At 41.0% G+C, this 21,847-nt stretch carries 13 protein-coding genes; 11 read left to right on the top strand and 2 right to left on the bottom strand.

What is annotated here, in order from left to right:
* The first annotated feature begins 398 nt into the window (after positions 1-398).
* The 8 genes from K9B36_RS14630 (at position 399) to K9B36_RS14595 (ending at position 14,689) form a co-directional block, all read left to right on the top strand.
* Positions 399-2,216, top strand: coding sequence for a solute:sodium symporter family transporter (locus K9B36_RS14630; protein ID WP_223703057.1), 1,818 nt, complete (start codon positions 399-401; stop codon positions 2,214-2,216).
* A gap of 888 nt (positions 2,217-3,104) precedes the next feature.
* Positions 3,105-5,150 (top strand): catalase, encoded by a 2,046-nt coding sequence (locus K9B36_RS14625; RefSeq protein WP_223703056.1) that lies wholly within the window; start codon positions 3,105-3,107, stop codon positions 5,148-5,150.
* Between the two features lie 483 nt (positions 5,151-5,633).
* Positions 5,634-6,161 (top strand): DUF6773 family protein, encoded by a 528-nt coding sequence (locus K9B36_RS14620; RefSeq protein ID WP_223703055.1) that lies wholly within the window; start codon positions 5,634-5,636, stop codon positions 6,159-6,161.
* A 4-nt stretch (positions 6,162-6,165) separates the two neighbouring features.
* A complete protein-coding gene (locus K9B36_RS14615) occupies positions 6,166-6,363 on the top strand; it encodes a helix-turn-helix transcriptional regulator (protein ID WP_223703061.1) in 198 nt (65 codons plus the stop codon).
* Between the two features lie 487 nt (positions 6,364-6,850).
* Positions 6,851-8,029 (top strand): ParM/StbA family protein, encoded by a 1,179-nt coding sequence (locus tag K9B36_RS14610; protein ID WP_223703053.1) that lies wholly within the window; start codon positions 6,851-6,853, stop codon positions 8,027-8,029.
* A gap of 13 nt (positions 8,030-8,042) precedes the next feature.
* Positions 8,043-8,639, top strand: coding sequence for a hypothetical protein (locus K9B36_RS14605; protein WP_223703051.1), 597 nt, complete (start codon positions 8,043-8,045; stop codon positions 8,637-8,639).
* Between the two features lie 303 nt (positions 8,640-8,942).
* Positions 8,943-11,684 (top strand): GTP-binding protein, encoded by a 2,742-nt coding sequence (locus tag K9B36_RS14600; RefSeq protein WP_223703049.1) that lies wholly within the window; start codon positions 8,943-8,945, stop codon positions 11,682-11,684.
* Positions 11,685-13,492: 1,808 nt separating this feature from the next.
* The gene (locus tag K9B36_RS14595; RefSeq protein WP_223703046.1) at positions 13,493-14,689 is read left to right on the top strand and encodes a class I SAM-dependent rRNA methyltransferase; all 1,197 of its coding nucleotides are present in this window, start codon (positions 13,493-13,495) and stop codon (positions 14,687-14,689) included.
* Between the two features lie 70 nt (positions 14,690-14,759).
* Here K9B36_RS14595 and K9B36_RS14590 read toward each other — a convergent pair whose 3' ends face one another.
* On the bottom strand, positions 14,760-16,163 hold the full coding sequence (locus tag K9B36_RS14590) for a tetratricopeptide repeat protein (protein ID WP_223703045.1): 1,404 nt from the start codon (positions 16,161-16,163) through the stop codon (positions 14,760-14,762).
* Between the two features lie 164 nt (positions 16,164-16,327).
* Between K9B36_RS14590 and K9B36_RS14585 the strand changes: the two genes are divergently transcribed.
* On the top strand, positions 16,328-17,827 hold the full coding sequence (locus K9B36_RS14585) for an aminotransferase class V-fold PLP-dependent enzyme (protein ID WP_223703044.1): 1,500 nt from the start codon (positions 16,328-16,330) through the stop codon (positions 17,825-17,827).
* 94 nt (positions 17,828-17,921) lie between these two features.
* Here K9B36_RS14585 and K9B36_RS14580 read toward each other — a convergent pair whose 3' ends face one another.
* Positions 17,922-18,266 carry a general stress protein gene (locus K9B36_RS14580; RefSeq protein ID WP_223703043.1) on the bottom strand — a complete coding sequence of 115 codons (345 nt, stop codon included), beginning with the start codon at positions 18,264-18,266 and terminating at the stop codon, positions 17,922-17,924.
* A gap of 142 nt (positions 18,267-18,408) precedes the next feature.
* On the opposite strand from K9B36_RS14580, the gene K9B36_RS14575 reads away from it, so the two are divergent.
* Together K9B36_RS14575 and K9B36_RS14570 are read left to right on the top strand one after the other, a co-directional pair.
* Positions 18,409-19,311, top strand: coding sequence for an NAD(P)/FAD-dependent oxidoreductase (locus tag K9B36_RS14575; protein WP_223703042.1), 903 nt, complete (start codon positions 18,409-18,411; stop codon positions 19,309-19,311).
* Positions 19,312-19,465: 154 nt separating this feature from the next.
* Positions 19,466-20,158, top strand: a complete 693-nt coding sequence (locus K9B36_RS14570; RefSeq protein ID WP_223703041.1) for a tryptophan 2,3-dioxygenase family protein — start codon at positions 19,466-19,468, stop codon at positions 20,156-20,158.
* Positions 20,159-21,847 lie beyond the last annotated feature (1,689 nt).

The raw sequence follows: 21,847 nt of genomic DNA, 5'->3' as shown, positions 1-21,847 counted from the left end.
CCCGCGGAAAGCGAAGTGCCTGGAACGGAAATCAACGGGCTATATTATACAGCTACATAAAAAACTGTAGCCAACCTCGAAATACCTCGAGTTTGTCTACACCCTTAGATGCCACAGTAGATAGTCTACTGTGGCATTTTAAAGTTTGTCTCTTTTTAAGAGAATAATGTCAGAAATACCCCTATAGCTTATAAATGCCTTCAAATATAAAATTGTAATATATCATTTCCTCATTTCAATTCCAAAAAACTGGCCGGCACTATTGTAAACGCTCACAATTTTATATAAAATAATCAGAATTATCAATTTCAATAACGTTATTTTAAAATATTATGTTTCACTTTCTTTTAAATAGGATATAAACCATTAAAATACTTTTAAGAAAAGGTGATGGATCGATGGGACTAGGTGAAATAGTTTTTATTTTGGCAAGCTGCACTCTTATGATGGCACTTGTAGCATACATATCTTATCGAATGACAAAAGGGAAGGTCGGAAGTGCAAATGAATACTTTTTAGCCGGAAAAGGACTGACAGGAATCTTTATTGCAGGTTCCCTCCTGTTAACAAATTTATCGGCCGAGCAGCTGATAGGGTTAAATGGCCAGGCGTTCAGTGGAAACATGTCTAGTATGGCATGGGAAGTAACCGCAGGGTTGGCCGCCATCATTATGGCCATCTATTTATTACCGAAACTACTTGGCATTGGAATTTCCACTGTTCCTGAGTTCTTGAGCAAGCGGTATGATGAAGATGTTCGTCGGATGACAGTTTTACTATTCTTGTTAGGATATATGTGTGTCACCATTCCCTCGATGCTATATTCAGGTTCGATCGCTGTTTTACAATTATTTGATGTTCCAGCTCTTTTTAATATTTCTTATACACAGTCCTTATGGCTTGTTGTCTGGTTTGTAGGTATTATCGGAGGAATTTACGCCATATTTGGTGGTCTTCGTGCCGTTGCTATATCAGATACTATAAATGGAGTAGGGTTGGTGTTTATTGGTTTCCTAGTACCGATACTTGGTTTTATCGCACTTGGTGATGGGAACATGGTAGCAGGAATGAAACAGATCGCTACTACCAACCCAGAAAAGCTTAACGCGATTGGAAGCAGTACCGATTCGGTTCCATTCTTCTCCATTTTCACCGGAATTTTATTTGCTAACTTATTCTATTGGGCGCTAAATCAGTATGTTATTCAACGTGTACTTGGGGCGAAAAACCTTGCTGAAGGTCAAAAAGGTGTACTAATGACGGGTTATCTTAAATTGCTCGTACCGATATTCATGTTGATTCCGGGTGTGATTGGCTTTCATATGTACGGCAATAATCTTTCAAATTCGGATTTGACTTATCCTACACTAATTACGGATTTACTTCCTGTTTGGTTAATGGGATTCTTTCTTGCCGTCCTGTTGGGTGCTGTTTTCAGCTCTTTTAACTCTTTGCTTAATAGCATTGCGACTTTATTTGTATTGGACATCTACAAACCTAAATTTGCTCCAGATGCGGAAGATCAGAAGCTTATAAAAGTTAGTAAAATCTTTGGAATCATCGTTGCACTTATTTCCTTTATTGTTGCACCGTTCTTAATGTATGCACCAGACGGTCTATGGAACCTTATCCGTCAATTTACAGGCTTCTTTAATATTCCAATCCTTGTTATCGTATTAATGGGGATGCTGTTTAGAAAAATTCCAGCATTTGCAGCTAAAGTGGTTATAGTATTTCACGTTTTTGCCTACTATTTTCTTGTATGGGGTTCCAACCAGATTTTCAATATCGAAATAGGAATCAGCTTTATTCATATCTATGGAATCTTGCTCGCAATTGAAGTCGCCTTTATGTTACTGATGGCCAAGTTCCGTCCATTAGAAAAGGTAGAGCGTTTCGAATATACAGAATCAGCTGAAAGAATGGTTCCTTGGAAATATGCAATTCCAGTGTCCATTACATTGGTTACTTCTATAATTTTTGTATACCTGGTATTCTCACCAGTTGGGTTAGCCTATGAAGCCGGAATAGTGTCCGCATGGTTTTGGCCGCTAGTACTGTTACTCGTTGCGATAACCATTGTACTATCCATGCTCTCAGTGAAGAAATGGCATGCTAAGTATGCTCTCTATCTAAGTAGCCATGAGAAAGAAAAGACACCTAAAGCGCGAAAGAAACTTAAATTAAAACCTGAAACAAGTGTTTTGGAAAAATAGTTTGTGCAAAAAGCTGACTGAATGTCGGCTTTTTGTCTTTGTTAACTTTTACACCACTGCTATTGAGTTATGTAATTTTCCGCTTTTAGTGTAAAAATATAACTTTTTTTACTGTGCGATTCACTCAAGATTAAGAGTAATTTCTAAATTTAATAGAAAAAGAGCACGATAGCAACGATTGTTATGAGTGGGACCCACTTATTTATAAGCAATCAATGCAAAAACAGCCTTAATTAAAAAGTAAAATTACCTTTTTATATAGGTGTCTGCCCCGAATAATTGGGGGGGATGTCTAATTATTTTCCCAAATAGGGCAATAATGCTCGTGATTATGAGGATTATAGCTAATATATTTAGGTTAGAGAGCTTATTTTGGCTCCAATTTTGATAGCTGAGCAAAATTTTTTGTCAATCGGGCCTGATTTGTGGTTTCATCTAACACTTATATGTCTATCATCTAACAACTTTCGAGATTCATCTAACATAATTTAAAATTTATCTAACAATTTTCTAGATTCATCTAACATGTTTTGAAATTTATCTAACAAATTTCCAAAGGTATCTAACACCTTCTGAAATTCATCTTTCTTTCAAAGTTGACCTAAAACTCCCCAGGCTAAAACAAACTACACAATAGCAACAATCTATGCGAAAACAGCCAAAAATATTTAACTATTTCGTTTTCTTCAATATTCTTTAGGGTAATAGAATATAGGTTAGATTTTAAAAGTATTGTTGCTATTAAGTCTTAAGAAGAGGAGTCCAGATTGCTCGCTGTGATTTTGTATAATCTGCAGGAGCAAAACTGGTTAGGACTCTTTACCAACTTTAAGCAACAAAGCTTCCGTAACAGCTTTGCATAATAGATGAAGTGGAGGAATGAACATAGTGAGTGAGGACCAGAAAAGCAAGAATCTTAAAGATGATCAGTTAAAACAATTTCGAGTAGAAGATGAAGGCAAGGAATTGACTACCAATCAAGGCTTAAAAGTATCTGAAGATGAGTTTTCCTTAAAGGCTGGAGAGCGTGGGCCAACGATTATGGAGGATTTCCATTTCAGAGAGAAGATGACACACTTTGACCATGAACGAATCCCCGAACGCATTGTACATGCAAGAGGTTTTGCGGCACACGGGGAGTTTGAAGTTTATGAATCAATGAAAAAATACACAAAGGCAGGATTCTTGCAAGATCCTGGCAAGAAGACACCCACTTTTGTTCGTTTCTCGACTGTAGCGGGTTCTCGTGGTTCAGCTGAGACGGTACGTGATGCGCGCGGGTTTTCAACGAAATTTTATACAGAAGAAGGGAACTATGATTTGGTGGGAAATAATATCCCTGTGTTCTTTATTCAGGATGCCATTAAGTTTCCAGATTTGGTTCATGCATTAAAACCGGAGCCCCATAATGAAATGCCACAAGCGGCCTCTGCCCATGATACCTTCTGGGATTTTGTAGCTAATAACCAGGAATCAGCACATATGGTTATGTGGGCAATGAGTGACCGCGCCATTCCGCGTAGTTTCCGGATGATGGAGGGGTTTGGTGTCCACACCTTCCGCTTTGTTAACGAGGAAGGTAAAGCCCATTTTGTAAAATTCCATTGGAAACCTGTTCTTGGTACACACTCCCTAGTGTGGGATGAGGCTCAAAAGATTAACGGGAAAGATCCTGACTTCCACCGCCGTGATCTCTGGGAATCTATTGAAAACGATGATTATCCAGAATATGAGCTGGGAGTGCAGCTTCTAGCAGAAGAGGATGAGTTTGCATTTGATTTTGATATACTTGATGCAACGAAATTATGGCCTGAAGAAGACATTCCGGTAAAAATCATTGGAAAGCTCACGCTAAATCGAAATGTTGACAATGTTTTTGCTGAAACAGAGCAAGTAGCGTTCCATCCTGGACACGTCGTACCGGGAATTGATTTTTCAAATGACCCATTACTGCAAGGGCGTTTATTTTCCTATACAGATACGCAGCTTCTTCGCCTAGGTGGACCAAATTTTCATGAGCTGCCAATCAATAGACCAGTATGTCCTTTCCATAACAACCAGCGTGATGGATTTGGACGACAAACTATTAATAAAGGACAAGTAAGCTATCACAAGAATTCCCTTGCCCGAAATACCCCAATGCCCGTGGACCCGTCTCAGGGAGGGTATGAGCACTATCAAGAGAAGATGGAAGGCAGAAAGGTTCGAAAAAGAAGCGATAGTTTCAAGGACCATTTCTCCCAGGCAACTCTTTTTTGGAATAGTATGAGTAAGCCGGAGAAGGAACATATCAAGGAAGCATTCAGTTTTGAACTTGGAAAAGTAAAAAATGAATCTGTTCGACAACAAGTAGTGGACATGTTTGCAAATGTCAGCCTAGAACTGGCAACTACCTTCGCAGAGGCGATCGGTGCAACTCCACCTCAAGGGGAGGGCTCAAAAGTAACAAAATCCTCCCCTGCATTGAGTCAGGAGAATACAAAGAAAAAACCGGATACCCGTAAGGTAGGAGTAATCATGGCAGACGGCTTTGATGACAAAGAGGTTAAGGTTGTAATGGACAAGTTAAAAAGTGAAGGTATGCAGCCGGAGATTATAAGTTCCAAGCTTGGAATGATTAAGGGATCAGAAGGAAATGAATTAGAAGCAGACCATACCTTCTTAACGTGTGATTCAGTGTTATTTGACGCTTTCTACGTGGTGGGCGGTAAAGATATAAGCAAGAAGTTTAAACGGGAGACAACTTACTTTATTGAAGAAGCTTTTGATCACTTTAAACCAATCGGAGCAACACACGATGGAGTAGAGTGGTTAAAGGACTTAGCCATCATGGAAAGCCCAGGAGTGGTAAGTGGCAAAGACATGGATAAGTTCGCTACAGAGTTTGTAAAGGCAGTATCGGCACACCGTCATTGGGAGCGAGAAATAGGGTAGAGAATTGGAGAAGCACTGTAGAAATCAGAAATGATGCTATAGTGCTTTTTTTATTGCGCTTTTTAGTAAGGAATTGATTTATCGCTCATTAGGTGCGCGAAAACATCATTTTAGGACAGTTTATTCGGTTATTTTAAATTTAGACGCTGTTAAAGTTGAATGTTGATAATAACGCTATTCTAGCGATGATTGGAGCGAAAGGTGAAGGCTCCAGCACCGCCCCGTCTTTTGCGAAAATCAACAGAGGCGTTTAACACAACCTAAATTTAAAAATNGATAATAACGCTATTCTAGCGATGATTGGAGCGAAAGGTGAAGGCTCCAGCACCGCCCCGTCTTTTGCGAAAATCAACAGAGGCGTTTAACACAACCTAAATTTAAAAATATACACGTCATTTTGCAATATATATATTGCAAAATGACGTGTATTATATATAATAAAAGATAGATACTTTTACAAGTAAAATATAGGAGGAGATTTAAGTGGGTTTATTTAGAGGTACAGGGAAAGTGATTGATGAAAGATTGGTTAACATGCAGAATAAAGTTTATCGCGAAATGTATGTGCTAGTATTGGTGATTTGTATAGTTTCCATCGGGGTAAAAATTTTTTTTAATGGAACTAACATTAGCAATATTGCTACAGAGGTTATTATTTTGATTGCTCAAGGAATCTATTACATGGCACGAGCATCTAGCCTGGGAATTTTTACGGATGAGGTCGAGATGCATGACCGAAAAAGTAAAACGTCAATGAAAATGAAAAATGTTTGGGGCGCTTTAGTAGGCGGCTTCGCCATTGCACTCTTTTTTGGAATAATGAGTGCAATTAATTATGCAGACAACACACAGGAGAGCATCACTTTTTTCTTTTCTGTTTTCTTTGTATCCTTACTGATTTACCTACCATTTTTTCTGATATTATTTGGAGGGACATTCTTAGCTGCCAAAAAGAATAGTGATCGAGTGGTAAACAAAGAGCTGCAAGAAGATGAAGAGGATAAAAGGTGAAGGTATGAAAAATATTAAACTGAAAATGGCCAGAGTTGAAAAAGATCTATCCCAAGAAGAGCTTGCTAAAATGGTAGGTGTCTCTAGGCAGACAATCGGCTTAATTGAGCTAGGAAAATACAACCCCAGCCTTAGCCTATGCTTATCAATCTGTAAGGCTCTATCCAAAACCTTGAATGATTTATTTTGGGAAGAACAGTGAAAGGTTTCCAGTTTCAACTTCTCCAATATATAATTTAAGAACAACTAAGAGTGGGCCAGACCCTGTGGTAGGAATTACCACGGGGTCTGGCCCCTTTTTCTATATTTTTACATTATCCTTCTCGGTCAAAAGTGGTCTAATTTATTGATGGGGAGGGAAGGGGAACCATATTTTAGAAGTTTACGTTATTCGTTTACAGGTTTACGTTTTTGTATACATTTGTAAACAATATTGTAAACGTGTAAACGATACCGTAAACAAGTTGTTGTATCAACGTGTTTACACTTGTAGATTTGTTGTAAACAAATATGTATACATTAGGATGGAAGTGTACGATGCTGTATACAAATTTTACACTTTGATTACTTTTTGAGAGAATGATTGAATAGTAGACTCGCGTTCTGTACTCTTAGAGTATACTTACTAGATTTATTTACTACTTCTGGCAAGAATAGAATGAACAAGGATAAGAAAGGAAGATGAACATATGACATACTCTAGAATAGCTGCAGTTGACGTAGGAAATGATTCGATTAAAGCGATTTTCGGTCAATTGGACTCAGAATTAAATATTCCGAATGTAATCGCACGAGATATTGAGGACAGACCAGTTATTGGTATTGAAGAACTTGATAGTAAAGATCCATTAGATGGGCTTCATGTTCGTCTGCACTCCCCTGCCCTTGCAGATAATAATGCAATTTATCGTATTGGTAATCTAGCAACTAAAAGTAATAATGCAACCGAACTAGATCCAGGCAGCAGTAAATCGGAGGAAGATCAAACATTGATCATGCTTTTTGCAACGCTGGCACTGGATGCTGTTAGTGCAAGAAATGAAAAGCATTTTCAACGAAATAAAAATGTAATTGATGCCAACTATACTTTAGGAACTGGTTTGCCTTTAAGAGAAGTGAAGGAAGGCAAAGATGCCGGTTATCGTTCTAAACTACTAGGCTCCGTCCATCAGGTAGAGTTTCTAATAACTCCAAAATATCAAGGTTTAAAAGTAAATATTAAATTTGATGAAGTGAAAGTTTATCCTGAAGGATTTGCAGCTTTTATCAATCTAGTATTAGATAACAATGCGAACATCATCAACAAAGAACTAATTGATAAGCGTATTTTAATTCAAGATATCGGTGGTTTATCGACAGATATCGCTGTTATTAAAAACCGTAATGTGGATGATGATAAGGCACAAGGTTTTAATCTTGGAGTTTCTGAGGCTCTAGAGCAAATTAGAGAAGAAATCCGCTCCAAGCATGGCGTAGAATTGGATAGCCGACGCGATGTCGTGGAAATTATTACGAAGAAAAACGACCGCAATCATATTATGGTCCGCGGAAGCAGAACGAGTGTTCATGATATTACAGATAGAATCCTCTTGGACCTTGCCAAAAAACAATACCGTCTATTAAGAAACATTTGGCAGAAAAACTCTCAAACGGAGATCTGCTATTTTGTCGGAGGCGGAGCAACAGTTCTGAAAGATTATCTGAAAACATTAAACAATAACTTGGATGGCTATAACATTGATTTCTTTGAAGACGAGAAAGAGAGCATCTGGATGATGGCGAATGCCTATTATAAGTTGATTTCTGACTTTAAAAAGAAAACAAGCAAAGAAACAGACGTGAAAGACCAAAAAGCTGTTAAAGCATAGATAAGGTGATCCTATGAAGAAAACCGGTTCGCTTAATGAAATAAAAAGAGGACAAGCAATCTCCTTCCGTATCCCTGCTGACACGCCGGACCATCTTTTAAAGCATTTGCAGCGGTTAAAAGAAACGGAAAGAAGGAACTTTTCCAGCAAGATTGCCGAATTTGTTCTGCAAGGTGTGACAAGCTCTCATTCGCGTGAAAAAGAGAGTATCTCCATTCCGTTGCCGAAATCACTTTCCAAAAGTCAACGAGATTGGTTAAAGCACCAGCACTCAGAGGCTCTGTTAGGGAGTATTGTTCATCAATTGCTCTCAGACCCGGTTCGGGCAACAAGTCTGTTGGCTGCGATGAATAGCAACTCAGTTGACATTGACCAAGCCCTCTACTTGCAGGAAGAGGAAAGGCAAAGTCCTGTGCAACCAAAAGAAGAATTTCTAGCAGAAGTTCAAGAAACTCCTGTAAAAGAGCATATATCAGACGACGATCTAGATTCGTTCGATTGGAATACTGCCCTACAAGAGCACGCTGCTGGTGAAGAAGAGAAAAAAGAACCCGAAGTGGAAGATGTTGATAAGCTGCTGGGAGATTTTCTTGCACATATGAATAAATAAAGCTGAAAAGAGCATGAGATAATAACCAAAAGGCCGCTACTCCGTGTTGGAGAAGCGGCCTTTTGATTGTATAAATTCAAGTATATTTTCAATGAAATGTAAGTAAATTACTGATCCTGTAATATATTTTCATCCTCAAGTTATATCCAAGATGAAAAGGGTATAGTATAGTATGGTCCTAAAAATGCAAAGTCGTACGAACTATATAGTATAATAGAAAATTTCTAACAAGAGACGAAGCTGCTAGGAATCATTAGATTACTTTTCTCTTTAAAAATAAGGTGAATGATTGGTGGAGGGAAAATGACAACCGAAAACAAATTAATTCAAAAGAATTATTATGAAACTTTTATACTAGATATGGAAACAAAGCATCCTGTTCAAATACTTGGAGAGGCTTTTTTAGCGGAACAAAAAAAGGAAGTATATGATATGTCCTTCATTCGCTTTGCCCAAGGTGAGGTTTATTACCGGGTCAAAGATTATGAAAGTGCAATCTTTAAGTGGGAAAATGTCAAAAATGAACTGGAGCCATGGGCTAAGAAAAATATCGCCGATGCATATTATGAATTGGATATGCCAGGGGAAGCAGAGGATATTTACACTGAAATTCAAACCGATAACCATATTCTGCGAATAGAAGTAGCAATGCAATTGTTCACTCTGTATGTGGAACGTGGAAAGCTGGAAAACGCGTACAGAAGCTTGCGTAAAGCCATTTCAATCAACCCGGATTACCCTAATGTGACCCGAACTGCTCAGGCCTTTTTTGAAGCACAAGAAGATTGGAACAGTGCAGTGGAGCTTGCTGTAAATGAAGCAATCCGCACAAGATCACCGGAATGGTTTGAACGGCTAAAGTGGTATATTGAGCAAAATCGTCATATAGGAGTATTTTCTCCTGATTATTTTCAGGAAGTTCTTGTTGTGCTAGTTGAAACGGACCAGCAAACATTTGAGGATCTGATAGTTGCCCTGTGGAACAGCTACCGAAAACACACCCTGTACTTGAATTGGGTAAAGACGGCGAACACGGTTTTCCTATCAGTGGAAAAGAATACTTCTGCCACTTGGAACCGAGCTGCAGCTTTGCATCAGGCTACCTATCTGGAGCTGATTGATGGTAAATACTTAGTAAGAGAGTTAGAGTCGATTGTTCCGGACCTTTTAAGCAATTGGCTGAAAATCTCTAATCAATCGAATTCGTTATTTGCCGCGGCTGCTATTATGTCATGGAGTGAAGTTTTTACGACTGCAATTTCCGCAGATGTGCTCTACGATGCGGAAAATCGTATCTTCCGTTATGATAACGATCATCTTCAAGTCAGCTATACGGTGGAGCTGTTCCAAACTCTAATAGACTGGGCAAAAAACAATCACCTCGAGGTTCGTCATCAGAAGAAATGGCTGTTCACACAACTCACGAACTTACACCAAAAACACATTGTGGTAACAGGAACAGCTCAAAACGGGAAGACTTCTTTTCTCAACTCCCTTTTAGGGGAGAAGATATTAGGAGAAGAAGCCTGTCCAGTATTTGTTCGATCTGATGGAGACATAGCGGAAATAAAGGAAATCTCTCATCACGACACGAAGGTAGTTAATGACCTTATAGACCATCAGGAAGGGTCCATACTGGAATTGAAATGGCCGTCTGCCTTATTAGAGGAACAACATTACTCACTTATCAGTACATCAGAATTTGATGCTATGTATATAGAAAACAATGATACTCTCAATTTTGTTCCATTGTCTGATGGATTATTATACGTGTTGGATGCCAACACACCTTTTACTGAAGAAGAGCTTCAGATATTGGTGAAAATAAAAGAACGTGCACCGGAAGTACCGGTCCACTTCTTGATAAATAAGATGGATACGGCATTTCATGAAGCAGAGGCAACTCAAATTTTGGAGGAAACCAAGGGTAGAATTAATGAATTCTTTCCTGATGCACGAGTGTATCCTTACTCCTCCATCCGAGGCGCAAATAAGCAACATCCAGGACTGGCAACCTTCTTGGAAACAAGCTTCAATCTGCGAAGCAAAGCAACGGAAGAGAGGCGTACATCCAAACTGTTACAGCTCATCCGTTCCACATTAACAGAGCTTCTTAATAGCAGAATTTCCATGGAAGACAACCTAGTGAACACGGAGACATTCCATGAGGATATACTAGGAAGGCTAAATGGGTTTATCCATCACCTGCGTGATACAGAGCTGGAGAAGGTCCGTACTATTACAGAAGGCTACAGGGCAATAACGATAGAAAGAAAGCAGGAAGTTAGACAAATGATTCCGAAGCTTCTAAAAGGCTGTTCGAGTTATGTTAAAGAAGATAGTAATTTTAGCAATCTTCATCTTGAATTGAATAAAATGATGAATGAAAAAATAAGAGAGTACATGCATGATGAACTGCTTCCGAAGTATCGCCAAGAGCTGCTTGGATGGATGGAGGTCTCCCACCAGGAACTAAGGGAGAGCCAGGAATATTTAAGAGAGATGAGTGAATCATTTAACGCGCTTTACAAAGAGGATCGTATGCGATTAGAGTGCGACTTTAAAGTGATAGAAGACCTGCGTCGCGATATCAATCGTATGCTGAGTAGAGCAGATGTGGAAAAGGAAAACATTTTAAATCGCCCGAATACCACCCAATTCCTGCTCAAAAGTGCTGGGCGTTTGTTTGGTTCCATCCAAAGCAATAATCATATGCTTTATAATCAATACAAAAAATATATCGAAAATGAAAGATTTGATGATGTGACAGACTCTGTAATCAGCAAGTTCTTTTTGGAATTTGATCTGTTTGAGAAAGCATTAAAGTCAGATATTTCGATGTTCTATCAAGCAACATTCGATGAGCTGAATGATACTGTTGCTGAAACAGAGCAAACAATCCAGCAAGCGAAGGAAAAGCTTGAGCAAATGAAAGCCAATCCAGAACAATACTATGATCCATTGAAACTATTTGAAGTGAGGTTGCTTCAGTATGAGTTTATGGTTAAAGTGTGCGAGGATAATGTGAATATGACTATACAGTAAACATCTGGGCCACTACTTATTTTACGGTAGTGGCTTTTGTTTTTATATTGAGGGTTTGGCAATAGACCGCTGTTCCTCTCCACGAAAGGCTTCGCGTCCGCGGGGTGCTTGGGAAGCCTCCTCGGCTAAACGCCTGCGGGGTCTTCCCAAAGCAATATCTCCCGCAGGAGTCTCCGCCTTTCGTTCCGATCCACAGCTGGGGACTACAGGGAGTCAATAGGTGCTCTTTACAGATTCTTGAAAGCTGGGAAAGTCTAATTTTAAAGTGGAAATGCTCTATCCAGTGGATTAAGGGTTTGGCAATAGACCGCTGTTCCTCTCCACGAAAAGCTTCGCGTCCGCGGGGCGCTTGGGAAGCCTCCTCGGCTAGCGCCTGCGGGGTCTTCCCTAAGCACTACCTCCCGCAGGAGTCTCCGCCTTTCGTTCCGATCCACAGCTGGGAGTCCTTGAATCAGATGGTGCTCTTTTATTAGTGCAGCGCTTAATATAAACACTTCCCACCAATAGGAATGTAGACAACGTCACCATATATAGTGCTGCCTCCTGTGTATTGGAGTGGCAGGTGGCGGGAGATAGCGGTAGACGGGAGACCCCGCAGGCGAAGCCGAGGAGGCTCCCGCACCGCCCCGCGGAAAGCGAGCACCTAGAAGGGAGAGGACCAGGGAGTTTCAAAAGGACCCAACCTAGTGTCAGGTTAGGTTTTAAAGTGAAACATTCGAACCTGTAGAGAATAAAAGGCTCTCTACTATAAAGTCCTCTCCCCTGTGGATTGGAGTGGCAGGTGCTCGACTCCAGCGGGAGATCGCGAAGCCGAGGAGGCTCCCGCACCGCCCCGCGGAAAGCGAGCACCTAGAAGGGAGAGGAACAGGGAGTTTCAAAAGGACCCAACCTATTGTCAGGTTAGGTTTAAAAGTGAAACATTCGAACCTGTAGAGAATAAAAGGCTCTCTACTATAAAGTCCTCTCCCCTGTGTATTGGAGTGGAAGATGTTCGACTCCAGCGGGAGATAGCGGTAGACGGGAGACCCCGCAGGCGACGCCGAGGCGGCTCCCGCACCGCCCCGCGGAAAGCGAGCACCTAGAACGGAAAGGAACAGGGAGTTTCAAAAGGACCCAACCTATTGTCAGGTTAGGTTTAAAAGTGAAACATTCGAACCTGTAGAGAATAAAAGGCTCTCTACTATAAAGTCCTCTCCCCTGTGTATTGGAGTGGAAGATGTTCGACTCCAGCGGGAGATAGCGGTAGACGGGAGACCCCGCAGGCGAAGCCGAGGAGGCTCCCGCACCGCCCCGCGGAAAGCGAGCACCTAGAAGGGAGAGGAACAGGGAGTTTCAAAAGGACCCAACCTATTGTCAGGTTAGGTTTAACAGTGAAACATTCGAACCTGTAGAGAATAAAAGGCTCTCTACTATAAAGTCCTCTCCCCTGTGTATTGGAGTGGAAGATGTTCGACTCCAGCGGGAGATAGCGGTAGACGGGAGACCCCGCAGGCGAAGCCGAGGAGGCTCCCGCACCGCCCCGCGGAAAGCGAACATCTGGAACGAAAAGGAACAGGGAGTTATAACGGCCCCCAACCTAGTTTGAGCCGAGCATTTTAAGTGAAAACTTCCATAGTTATTGAGAAAAAAAGGCCCTCTGCTATAAAGTTCTTTCCCCTGTGTTTTGGAGTGGTAGGTGATTGACTCCCGCACCGCCCTGCGGAAAGCGATCACCTGAAACGAAAAGGAACAGGGAGTTTCAAAAGAACCCATCACACCAAAAAATGAGTTATACTAAAACAAAATAAACCAAAAGGCAGGAATGTAAGATGCGAGAAACAATTACATTAAAAGTGAAAAATAAATATAGCAAACAGTACAAAAATGGCTACCCCCTAATCACCAAAGAAGCAATTATCAATGGAAAAGAGCTCAAAGAAGAGGGAGCCTTAATAGATCTAGTCGATGAAAGCAACCAGTTTCTAGGTAGAGGCTATTACGGGAACCAAAATAAAGGCTACGGTTGGGTGGTAAGTCAAAGAGAAGGAGAGGAAATGAATGTTACTTTCTTTACGGGGAGGATCCAAAGGGCGCTTCAGAAAAGGCTTCACCTCGTAAAAGACCAGACAACAACTGCCTATCGCTTATTTAATGGAGAAGGTGATGGGATTGGCGGTTTTACCATTGAATATTTTGCAGGATATCTTGTGATTAACTGGTACAGCCAAGGAATCTACTCCTTCAAAGATGATATTATTGCGGCGATTAGGGTAGTGCTTGATTTTAAAGGAATATACGAGAAGAAGCGTTTTAATACTGAGGGATCGTATGTGGAAGATGATGATTTTGTAACAGGGGAAAGAGCGCCGTCTCCATTACTTATTAAGGAAAACGGTGTGAATTTTGCGGTGCACTTAAATGATGGGGCAATGGTAGGTATCTTTCTTGACCAGCGAGAAGTGAGAAAAGCAATTCGTGATAAGTATGCAAAAGGAAAAACGGTATTAAATACGTTCTCCTATACAGGTGCTTTTTCTGTTTACGCAGCATTGGGCGGCGCGACAAAGACAACAAGTGTCGACTTGGCTAATCGAAGTCTTCCAAAAACTGTGGAGCAATTTAAGGTGAATGACATCGATGAAAAAACACAGTCGATTCTAGTGGAAGAGGTGTTTCACTATTTTAAATATGCGAAACGGAAAAATCTGAAATTCGATATGGTTATTATGGATCCACCAAGCTTTGCCAGATCAAAAAAAGTTACCTTCCGCGCAGCAAAGGACTACACAAGCCTTGTTAGTGATGCAATCGCCATTACTGAAAAGAACGGCATGATTGTGGCCTCCACCAACTGTAGTACCTTTGGAATGGACAAGTTTAAAGGGTTCATTGACCAGGCATTTAAGGAAAACAAGCAAAAGTACAAAATCATGGAGGAGTTTAGCCTGCCGGAGGATTTTGCTACAATCAAAGAATTTAAAGAAGGCAACTATTTGAAGGTGCTGTTTGTACAGCTTTTAAGCTGATTATGATGGATACAAACAGAAAGAAAAGACCTGGTTTTCCGATATTGTAGGAAACCAGGTCTTTCTCCACTTACGACCCTTTTTGCAAGTTATGATACATATATTGATAAGATTTTGACTCCTCTACCATCCCCATCTCCAAGTACAGTTTTGTTAGCCACTTAATGGAACTGACATTTGTCGGGTTCAACTCAAGCTCCCAGTTAAAGCACTCCACCGCATCGTTGAGTTGTTTCATTTGGTAATACATTTCTCCAAGGGCGTACATTTGGTCCGGGTCATCCTTTATGGCTGCCATTTTTTTGATTTTTTGCAGAATCGGTAGAGTTGGATATTGTTTATAATAGTTATTTAACCAGTTGTGGGTGTACTCTAGGCCATTTTCTTTTAGTAAAACGGGCACAATCACTTGGAACAGGGTTTGGGCATCTTTGGTGGATATATTTTCGGATAAGGGTAGATTTAAATTTTCGATAATACCGATATGGGTGGATAGATCCATATGAGTCATAATCTCTAGCAGGTAGGGGAAATTTGCAACACTAATTGGCGCATTATTCTTCGTTAGTAAAAGGAGGGCGTCTTCATAACGCTCCAGTTTCTTTAGTAGGATAAATAAGTCTTTATCTAGCTCTTTGTGAGGAACAGGACGGTGCAACGCTATGTAGCACAACAAGTCAGCCTTTTCAAAGCTTGAGCTGTCGGAAGGAAACAGCAAGAGCAGTTGCTTATAGTTAGATTGGTCTTCTGTTGTGGGGTGTATCAGAGAATGTGTATATAGGCAGAGCTGCTCCATATGTCGCCCTTGTTTACTTAAAATTTGGTGTAATAGGGTGAGGCTGGTTGCCTCTTCTACATGCTCATAGCAATAGTGCTCCACATGTAAGGGGTCTTTTGACACGAGTGTCTTGAGGTCTGATTCATAAAGATTTTGATAAGACTGGTATTGAAGTTGGGTGGACATCTCTTTTGCCCATTTGTGGGAAGGATACAAAGTTAAAAGTAACTGAAGAACCTGATAGGTGTGAAAAAGTTGTCCTTCTCTACGAAATTGCAGGGCAAACTCTTTCATAATCTTTATGATTTTTTCCTTTTTCATATAGGAGTCAAAAATGGACAGAATATTAGCTGCTTCAAGAGGAGAATGTTTTCTTTGTACTTTTTCCCAGAGTGGGATTAGTGCTGGAAAGGTGTGTACTCGGTTGTTGTTGAGTAAATAGGATACGAATGGATGGGAAGGAGAAAGGTGAATTCCATTTTTCAGAATAGAGCTTAGTCTAGAGACTTTTTTTATTTTGGTTGTAATTTTACCCGTCAGATAAGTTGTGTGGTAGAAAAATAAATAATAGCAGGCAGTTTTTTCAATGTCGAAAGCTTCCATCACTTGAAACCCTTGATAAACATAGAGGCCAGTTGGATTTAATTGTAAGTGCTGCTTTTCATGCTGAATTGAAATAAGTGTTTCATTTGTCATATGTTTCCCTCCAATGGTTTATACCTGTAATGAGAGATAGCGTTAGATTAATTGTAACATGAATCATAGTGAAAGGTAAAAGAAGACCTGAAGTAAACAGGTTCCTAAGGCCAACTTCCTTCATATACTAAACGTGTAACTTGCGAGTATAAGGTGGAATCCATATGATTACAGCACAGATTGGGAGCAAGTCGAGAGTATATGAGGGAGAACTGGAAAATCACTTCTCTTTTTTTAGAAAAGGCATTATTGGCATCGACCAGATGATACAAACGCCATATGGAGAACAGAAAATAACCTACGCTGATTGGACTGCGAGTGGTCGTTTATACAAGCCAATTGAAACAAAGCTACTTGAAAAAGTGGGGCCGTATATGGCGAATACCCACACTGAGTCCAATACGACAAGCTCTTTTATGACTGCTGCTTATGTAAAGGCAAGGGAAATCATTAAGAAACATGTTAATGCAAATAATCAGGACGTTTTGGTGATGGATGGGTTCGGAATGACAGGTGTGATGAATAAATTTCAGAGAATACTCGGTCTCCGTGGTCCGGAAACGTGGAAAAAAGTAATCGAAATAAAGGAGGAGGATCGCCCTGTCGTATTTATCACACATATGGAGCATCATTCCAACCATACCTCTTGGTTAGAAACGATTGCAGAGGTTGTGATTCTTCCTCCTGATAAAGAAGGATATGTAAGCATCAGAAATTTGGAGATTCTTTTACAAAAATATAAAAAAAGAAAATGGAAAATCGGTGCTTTTACTGCCTGCTCGAATGTAACAGGGATTAAGACCCCTTTTCATGAGCTTGCAAAGAAGATGCACCTTCATAATGGAATCTGTGTGATTGATTTTGCTGCAGTCGCACCCTATATTTCAATTAACATGCACCCTGAAGATCCGTTAGAAAAGCTGGACGCTATCTGCTTTTCTCCTCATAAGTTTTTAGGGGGACCGGGTACGAGCGGGGTCTTGATTTTTGATAGAGACCTCTATCAGAATAAGGTTCCTGACCATCCTGGGGGCGGCACTGTCTCTTGGACAAATCCTTGGGGAGGTCACGAATATTTTGAAAACATCGAAACACGTGAGGACGGGGGAACACCGGGGATTCTTCAAGCAATCCGTACGGCCATGTGTATCAAACTAAAGGAAAAAATGGGTATGGAACAAATGGAGAAACGGGAAAGAGAGCTGGTTCGCCTACTGCTTGACGAGTTAAAGCTCTTGCATAAAGTGAAGGTACTTGAGGCGGACAAGGAAGATCGCCATGGGGTAGTTTCCTTTTGTGTAGAAGATGCTCACTATAACTTGGTAGTAAAGCTGCTAAATGACCGTTTTGGTTACCAAGTACGTGGTGGCTGTTCTTGTGCAGGAACTTACGGGCACTATTTGTTTGGGATAAACCAGGAAGAATCAGCGGAAATTACGAAGAACATTTCCCAGGGAAATCATTCTTTCAAACCGGGATGGGTGCGGTTTTCCATTCACCCTACAATGACAAATGAAGAAATATATAATTTCGTCGCTGCATTAAAAGAGCTAATCCGAAACCTTCCTCAATGGGAGAAGGAATATACCTATTGTTCTAGCTGCAACGATTACTTTTACAAACTCTCAGAGAAAAGAAATGTGGATGAGATTTTTGAGGGGTAAAAAGTGAAAAGAGGATAGCCTATAATGGCCATCCTCTTTTCTATATTTTAAGGGGGAGGTTACATAATTCAAGTTTTCTAAAAAGTGTTAAGGATTAAAAGGTAGTCGTTGCTGTAGTATCTTTTACAACAAGAATAACTTTACCTAAGTCAAGCTTTTCCTCTAGTTGCTCCGACTCCGGTTCTGTAAAGCCAAGCTCCACAAATTGTGCACGAAGCTCGTCCCCTTTGGAACGGAACACATTCTTCACGTACGTATCGAGTCCAACTTCACCTGCACCAACCGTGTTGGCGTCAGATTTATCCGCTACGCGCTTTGTACGATCATCATCATGTGTGATGACATAAATGTCGTTTTCATTTACACCTTTTGTTTTAAGCTCCTGTACAGCACCTACAACTTGTTCATCATTATCAAATTCTTTATATACTGGTTTCATCTACTATCGCCTCCTTGGTTTTGGTTATGCTATAAATATACCCGGCTGACAAAAACTAAAACATTCCGTGGGAATTTGGCTGCTCGTATCCATTTTGTAAAAAAGACTAACACTAAGGAAAAGCAAGGAGGGAGGCTTCTTTATGCTCTACGATTGTATGATAATTGGTGGCGGAATTGCTGGTTTACAGGCAGCGATACAGCTTGGAAGATATCAATATAAAGTACTTGTTGTTGATTCTAATAGCGGAAGATCCAACCTTTGCCATTGCTACCGTAACCTGCTTGGCTGGCCAGAGGGAGTCAGTGGTGCAACGTTAAGACAGCTCGGGAAACAGCAAGCCGAAGAACTTGGAGTTACCTTTGTGGAAGACACCGTAGAAAAGGTAAGGAAGTGGTGTGGTGAATTCCAAGCTACAACAAAAAAGAAGAACGTCCATCAAGCGAAAAGGCTTCTTTTTGCCACAGGAGTGAAAGATAATATTCCTCCTTTACCAGAACTGTATCCTTGTCTTGGAGTCACAATTTTTGTCTGCCCGGATTGTGACGGATATGAAATTAGAAACAAGCCGACCATCATTATAGGATCTGGTAATGTTGGAGCGAACATGGCCATTACCTTAACTTTTTGGTCCAAGGAACTTCTCTACGTAAACCATGGATTGGAATCTGTGGATGAGGCTCTCCTTTTGCAATTAGAAGAAAAGAATATTTTGCACTATCAGCAGCAGATTCAAGCGGTACATGCAGAAGGCAGCAAGCTGTGCGGTCTAACATTGGGGGATGGCGAAAAGATCGCTGCTTCCTATGCCTTTCTTGCTTTTGGAGGAAATAAAGTGAACACGCAATTAGTTGAACAAATAGGTGTAGAGCTTCTTGAGAATAAACATATAAAGGTAAATTCTAGAACGAAAATGACCAATGTTGAAAACGTCTGGGCAGCAGGTGATATTGTTGCCCACTCGGAGCAGGTGGCTATTGCAATGGGGGACGGTCTTCAAGCGGCGATATGGATGCACAAAAGCCTGGAGAACGAAAGACAGTGAATACCTGCGGAAGAGGTGACTTTTCGTGTTGACAGGGGGCGATTCTACTGCGTAACATAGAATGTAAAGGTTTCCATAAAAAGAGAGTGAAGATGGAAATAAAGAGTCGCTAGTTGTTAGTTTTCCATGTGATCCGGGAGTAGGAGGAGTAAAGATGGAAGAAAAGAAAATATCCGATTATGAGCAATATATTCGTACGGAAGAACTGTTAAAGCTACAGAAGGAAGACGGGGAAAGAAGTTGTGAAGACGAGCTGACATTCCAGATGATTCACCAAATCGCGGAGCTTCATTTCAAGCTGGTCATCCAGTATATTCATTTAGCGGATGCAAAAATGAAGGCTAAAGACGTGATGCAGGCGACACAACAGCTGCAACGGGTCAATATGCATCTTAAACACCTTCCGCCGGTATTTGATATGGTAAAGGTTATAAGCCCAAGAGACTACCATACTATCCGCCTGGCGTTAGGAAGAGGAAGTGGCCAGGATTCACCTGGTTTTAATACCATTCTAAAACTAGGACCAACCCTTTGGCAGCCGTTTGAAGAGCTCTTAACTGAAAAAAACTTAACACCACTAGAGTTGCACAAAAACATAGCAGATAACTATGAGTTATACCTTCTCATGCAGGAGCTTACCGCTTTTGATGAGAACTTCCAATCATTCCGTCAGCACCATATTCAGCTAGTAAGAAGAATGATTGGCCTAAACACGAAAAGTCTAAAAGGAATTCCGGCACAGGCACTTGAAAGAGGAGCGAAATTTGAGTTCTATCCCAAGCTATGGGAAGCAATCTGTCAACTAACCGATTGGACAGGGTCCAGTTATAATCCAAAGCCGTTATAAGTTGAGAGGAGGGAAGGCGTAGGGAGAATGCTTTCCCTTCTTTTTTGTGGGACTGCTTTTTGTATGGTTCTTTTCTTAAAATTTGTTGCTATAAGCCTGTAAAAAATCTTTTAACAGGAAAAAAAGAGAAGACAGCAACGATTGTTACGAGTGGAACACGCTTACGTAAAAGCAACAGACCATGCGAAAACAGCATTTCGTAAAGAGTTATCGGAAAGAGGGCTTTAGTTGTTAAACGCCGCTGCTGATTTCCTCAAAAGGCTACGCGTTCCACGGGGCAGTGCTGGAGCCTCCTCGGTTTCGCCTGCGAGGGCGCAAGTATTCCGCTATCTCCCCGTTGGAGTCTCCGCCTTTTGCTCCAATCATCGCTGGTACATCGTTACCGTTGAAGACTATGGGTAGGCGCATACTCCGTCGGTTACATCTTTCTGAGCTATCCTTACGAATCATCTCCATACTCGGCACATTAAGGTACATGATTTTACCTTCCGCAACCAGATCATGTACTTTCCCGGCGCTTTAAGGTACATGATCTTAACTCGCGCAACCAGATCATGTACTTACTCGGTGCTTGAAGGTACATGATCTTACCTTCCGCAACCAGATAATGTACTTACCCGGTGCTTGAAGGTACATGATATTACCTTCCGCAACCAGATCATGTACTTACCCGGTGCTTGAAGGTACATGATATTACCTTCCGCAACCAGATCATGTACTTACCCGGTGCTTGAAGGTACATGATATTACCTTCCGCAACCAGATCATGTACTTACCCGGTGCTTGAAGGTACATGATATTACCTTCCGCAACCAGATCATGTACTTACCCGGTGCTTGAAGGTACATGATTTTACCTTCCACAAACAAATCATGTACTTACCCTGCGCTTTAAGGTACATGATCTTACCTCGGGCAACCAGATCATGTACTTACTCGGTGCTTGAAGGTACATGATCTTACCTTCCGCAACCAGATTATGTACTTACCCGGTGCTTGAAGGTACATGATTTTACCTTCCGCAACCAGATCATGTACTTACCCGGCGCTTTAAGGTACATGATCTTCCCTCCCGCAAACAGATCATGTACTTACCCGACGCTTTAAGGTACATGATCTTCCCTTCCACAACCAGATCATGTACTTACCCGGCGCTTTAAGGTACATGATCTTCCCTTCCGCAAACAGATCATGTACTTACCCGGCGCTTTAAGGTACATGATCTTCCCTCCCGCGGACAGATCATGTACTTACCCGGCGCTTTAAGATACATGATCTTCCCTCCCGCAAAAAGATTATGTACTTACCTGGCGCTTTAAGGTACATGATCTTACCTTCCACAAACAGATCATGTACTTACCCGACGCTTTAAGGTACATGATCTTCCCTTCCGCAAACAGATCATGTACTTACCCGGCGCTTTAAGGTACATGATCTTCCCTCCCGCGGACAGATCATGTACTTACCCGGCGCTTTAAGATACATGATCTTCCCTCCCGCAAAAAGATTATGTACTTACCTGGCGCTTTAAGGTACATGATCTTACCTTCCACAAACAGATCATGTACTTACCCGACGCTTTAAGGTACATGATCTTCCCTTCCACAACCAGATCATGTACTTACCCGGAGCTTTAAGGTACATGATCTTCCCTTCCTCAACCAGATCATGTACTTACCCGGTGCTTTAA

Source organism: Sutcliffiella deserti (assembly GCF_020037475.1).
GTDB classification, from domain to species: Bacteria; Bacillota; Bacilli; order Bacillales; family Bacillaceae_I; genus Sutcliffiella_A; species Sutcliffiella_A deserti.
The sequence above is the reverse complement of the archived record's forward strand: the minus strand, read 5'-3'. Positions and strand labels throughout refer to the sequence as shown.

Excerpts from the sequence above, each read along its gene's own strand:
- K9B36_RS14630 (WP_223703057.1), top strand. The coding sequence starts at position 399 with ATGGGACTAGGTGAAATAGTTTTTATTTTGGCAAGCTGCACTCTTATG.
- K9B36_RS14615 (WP_223703061.1), top strand. The coding sequence starts at position 6,166 with ATGAAAAATATTAAACTGAAAATGGCCAGAGTTGAAAAAGATCTATCC.
- K9B36_RS14610 (WP_223703053.1), top strand. The coding sequence starts at position 6,851 with ATGACATACTCTAGAATAGCTGCAGTTGACGTAGGAAATGATTCGATT.
- K9B36_RS14605 (WP_223703051.1), top strand. The coding sequence starts at position 8,043 with ATGAAGAAAACCGGTTCGCTTAATGAAATAAAAAGAGGACAAGCAATC.
- K9B36_RS14600 (WP_223703049.1), top strand. The coding sequence starts at position 8,943 with ATGACAACCGAAAACAAATTAATTCAAAAGAATTATTATGAAACTTTT.
- K9B36_RS14595 (WP_223703046.1), top strand. The coding sequence starts at position 13,493 with ATGCGAGAAACAATTACATTAAAAGTGAAAAATAAATATAGCAAACAG.
- K9B36_RS14590 (WP_223703045.1), bottom strand. The coding sequence starts at position 16,163 with ATGACAAATGAAACACTTATTTCAATTCAGCATGAAAAGCAGCACTTA.
- K9B36_RS14585 (WP_223703044.1), top strand. The coding sequence starts at position 16,328 with ATGATTACAGCACAGATTGGGAGCAAGTCGAGAGTATATGAGGGAGAA.
- K9B36_RS14580 (WP_223703043.1), bottom strand. The coding sequence starts at position 18,266 with ATGAAACCAGTATATAAAGAATTTGATAATGATGAACAAGTTGTAGGT.
- K9B36_RS14575 (WP_223703042.1), top strand. The coding sequence starts at position 18,409 with ATGCTCTACGATTGTATGATAATTGGTGGCGGAATTGCTGGTTTACAG.
- K9B36_RS14570 (WP_223703041.1), top strand. The coding sequence starts at position 19,466 with ATGGAAGAAAAGAAAATATCCGATTATGAGCAATATATTCGTACGGAA.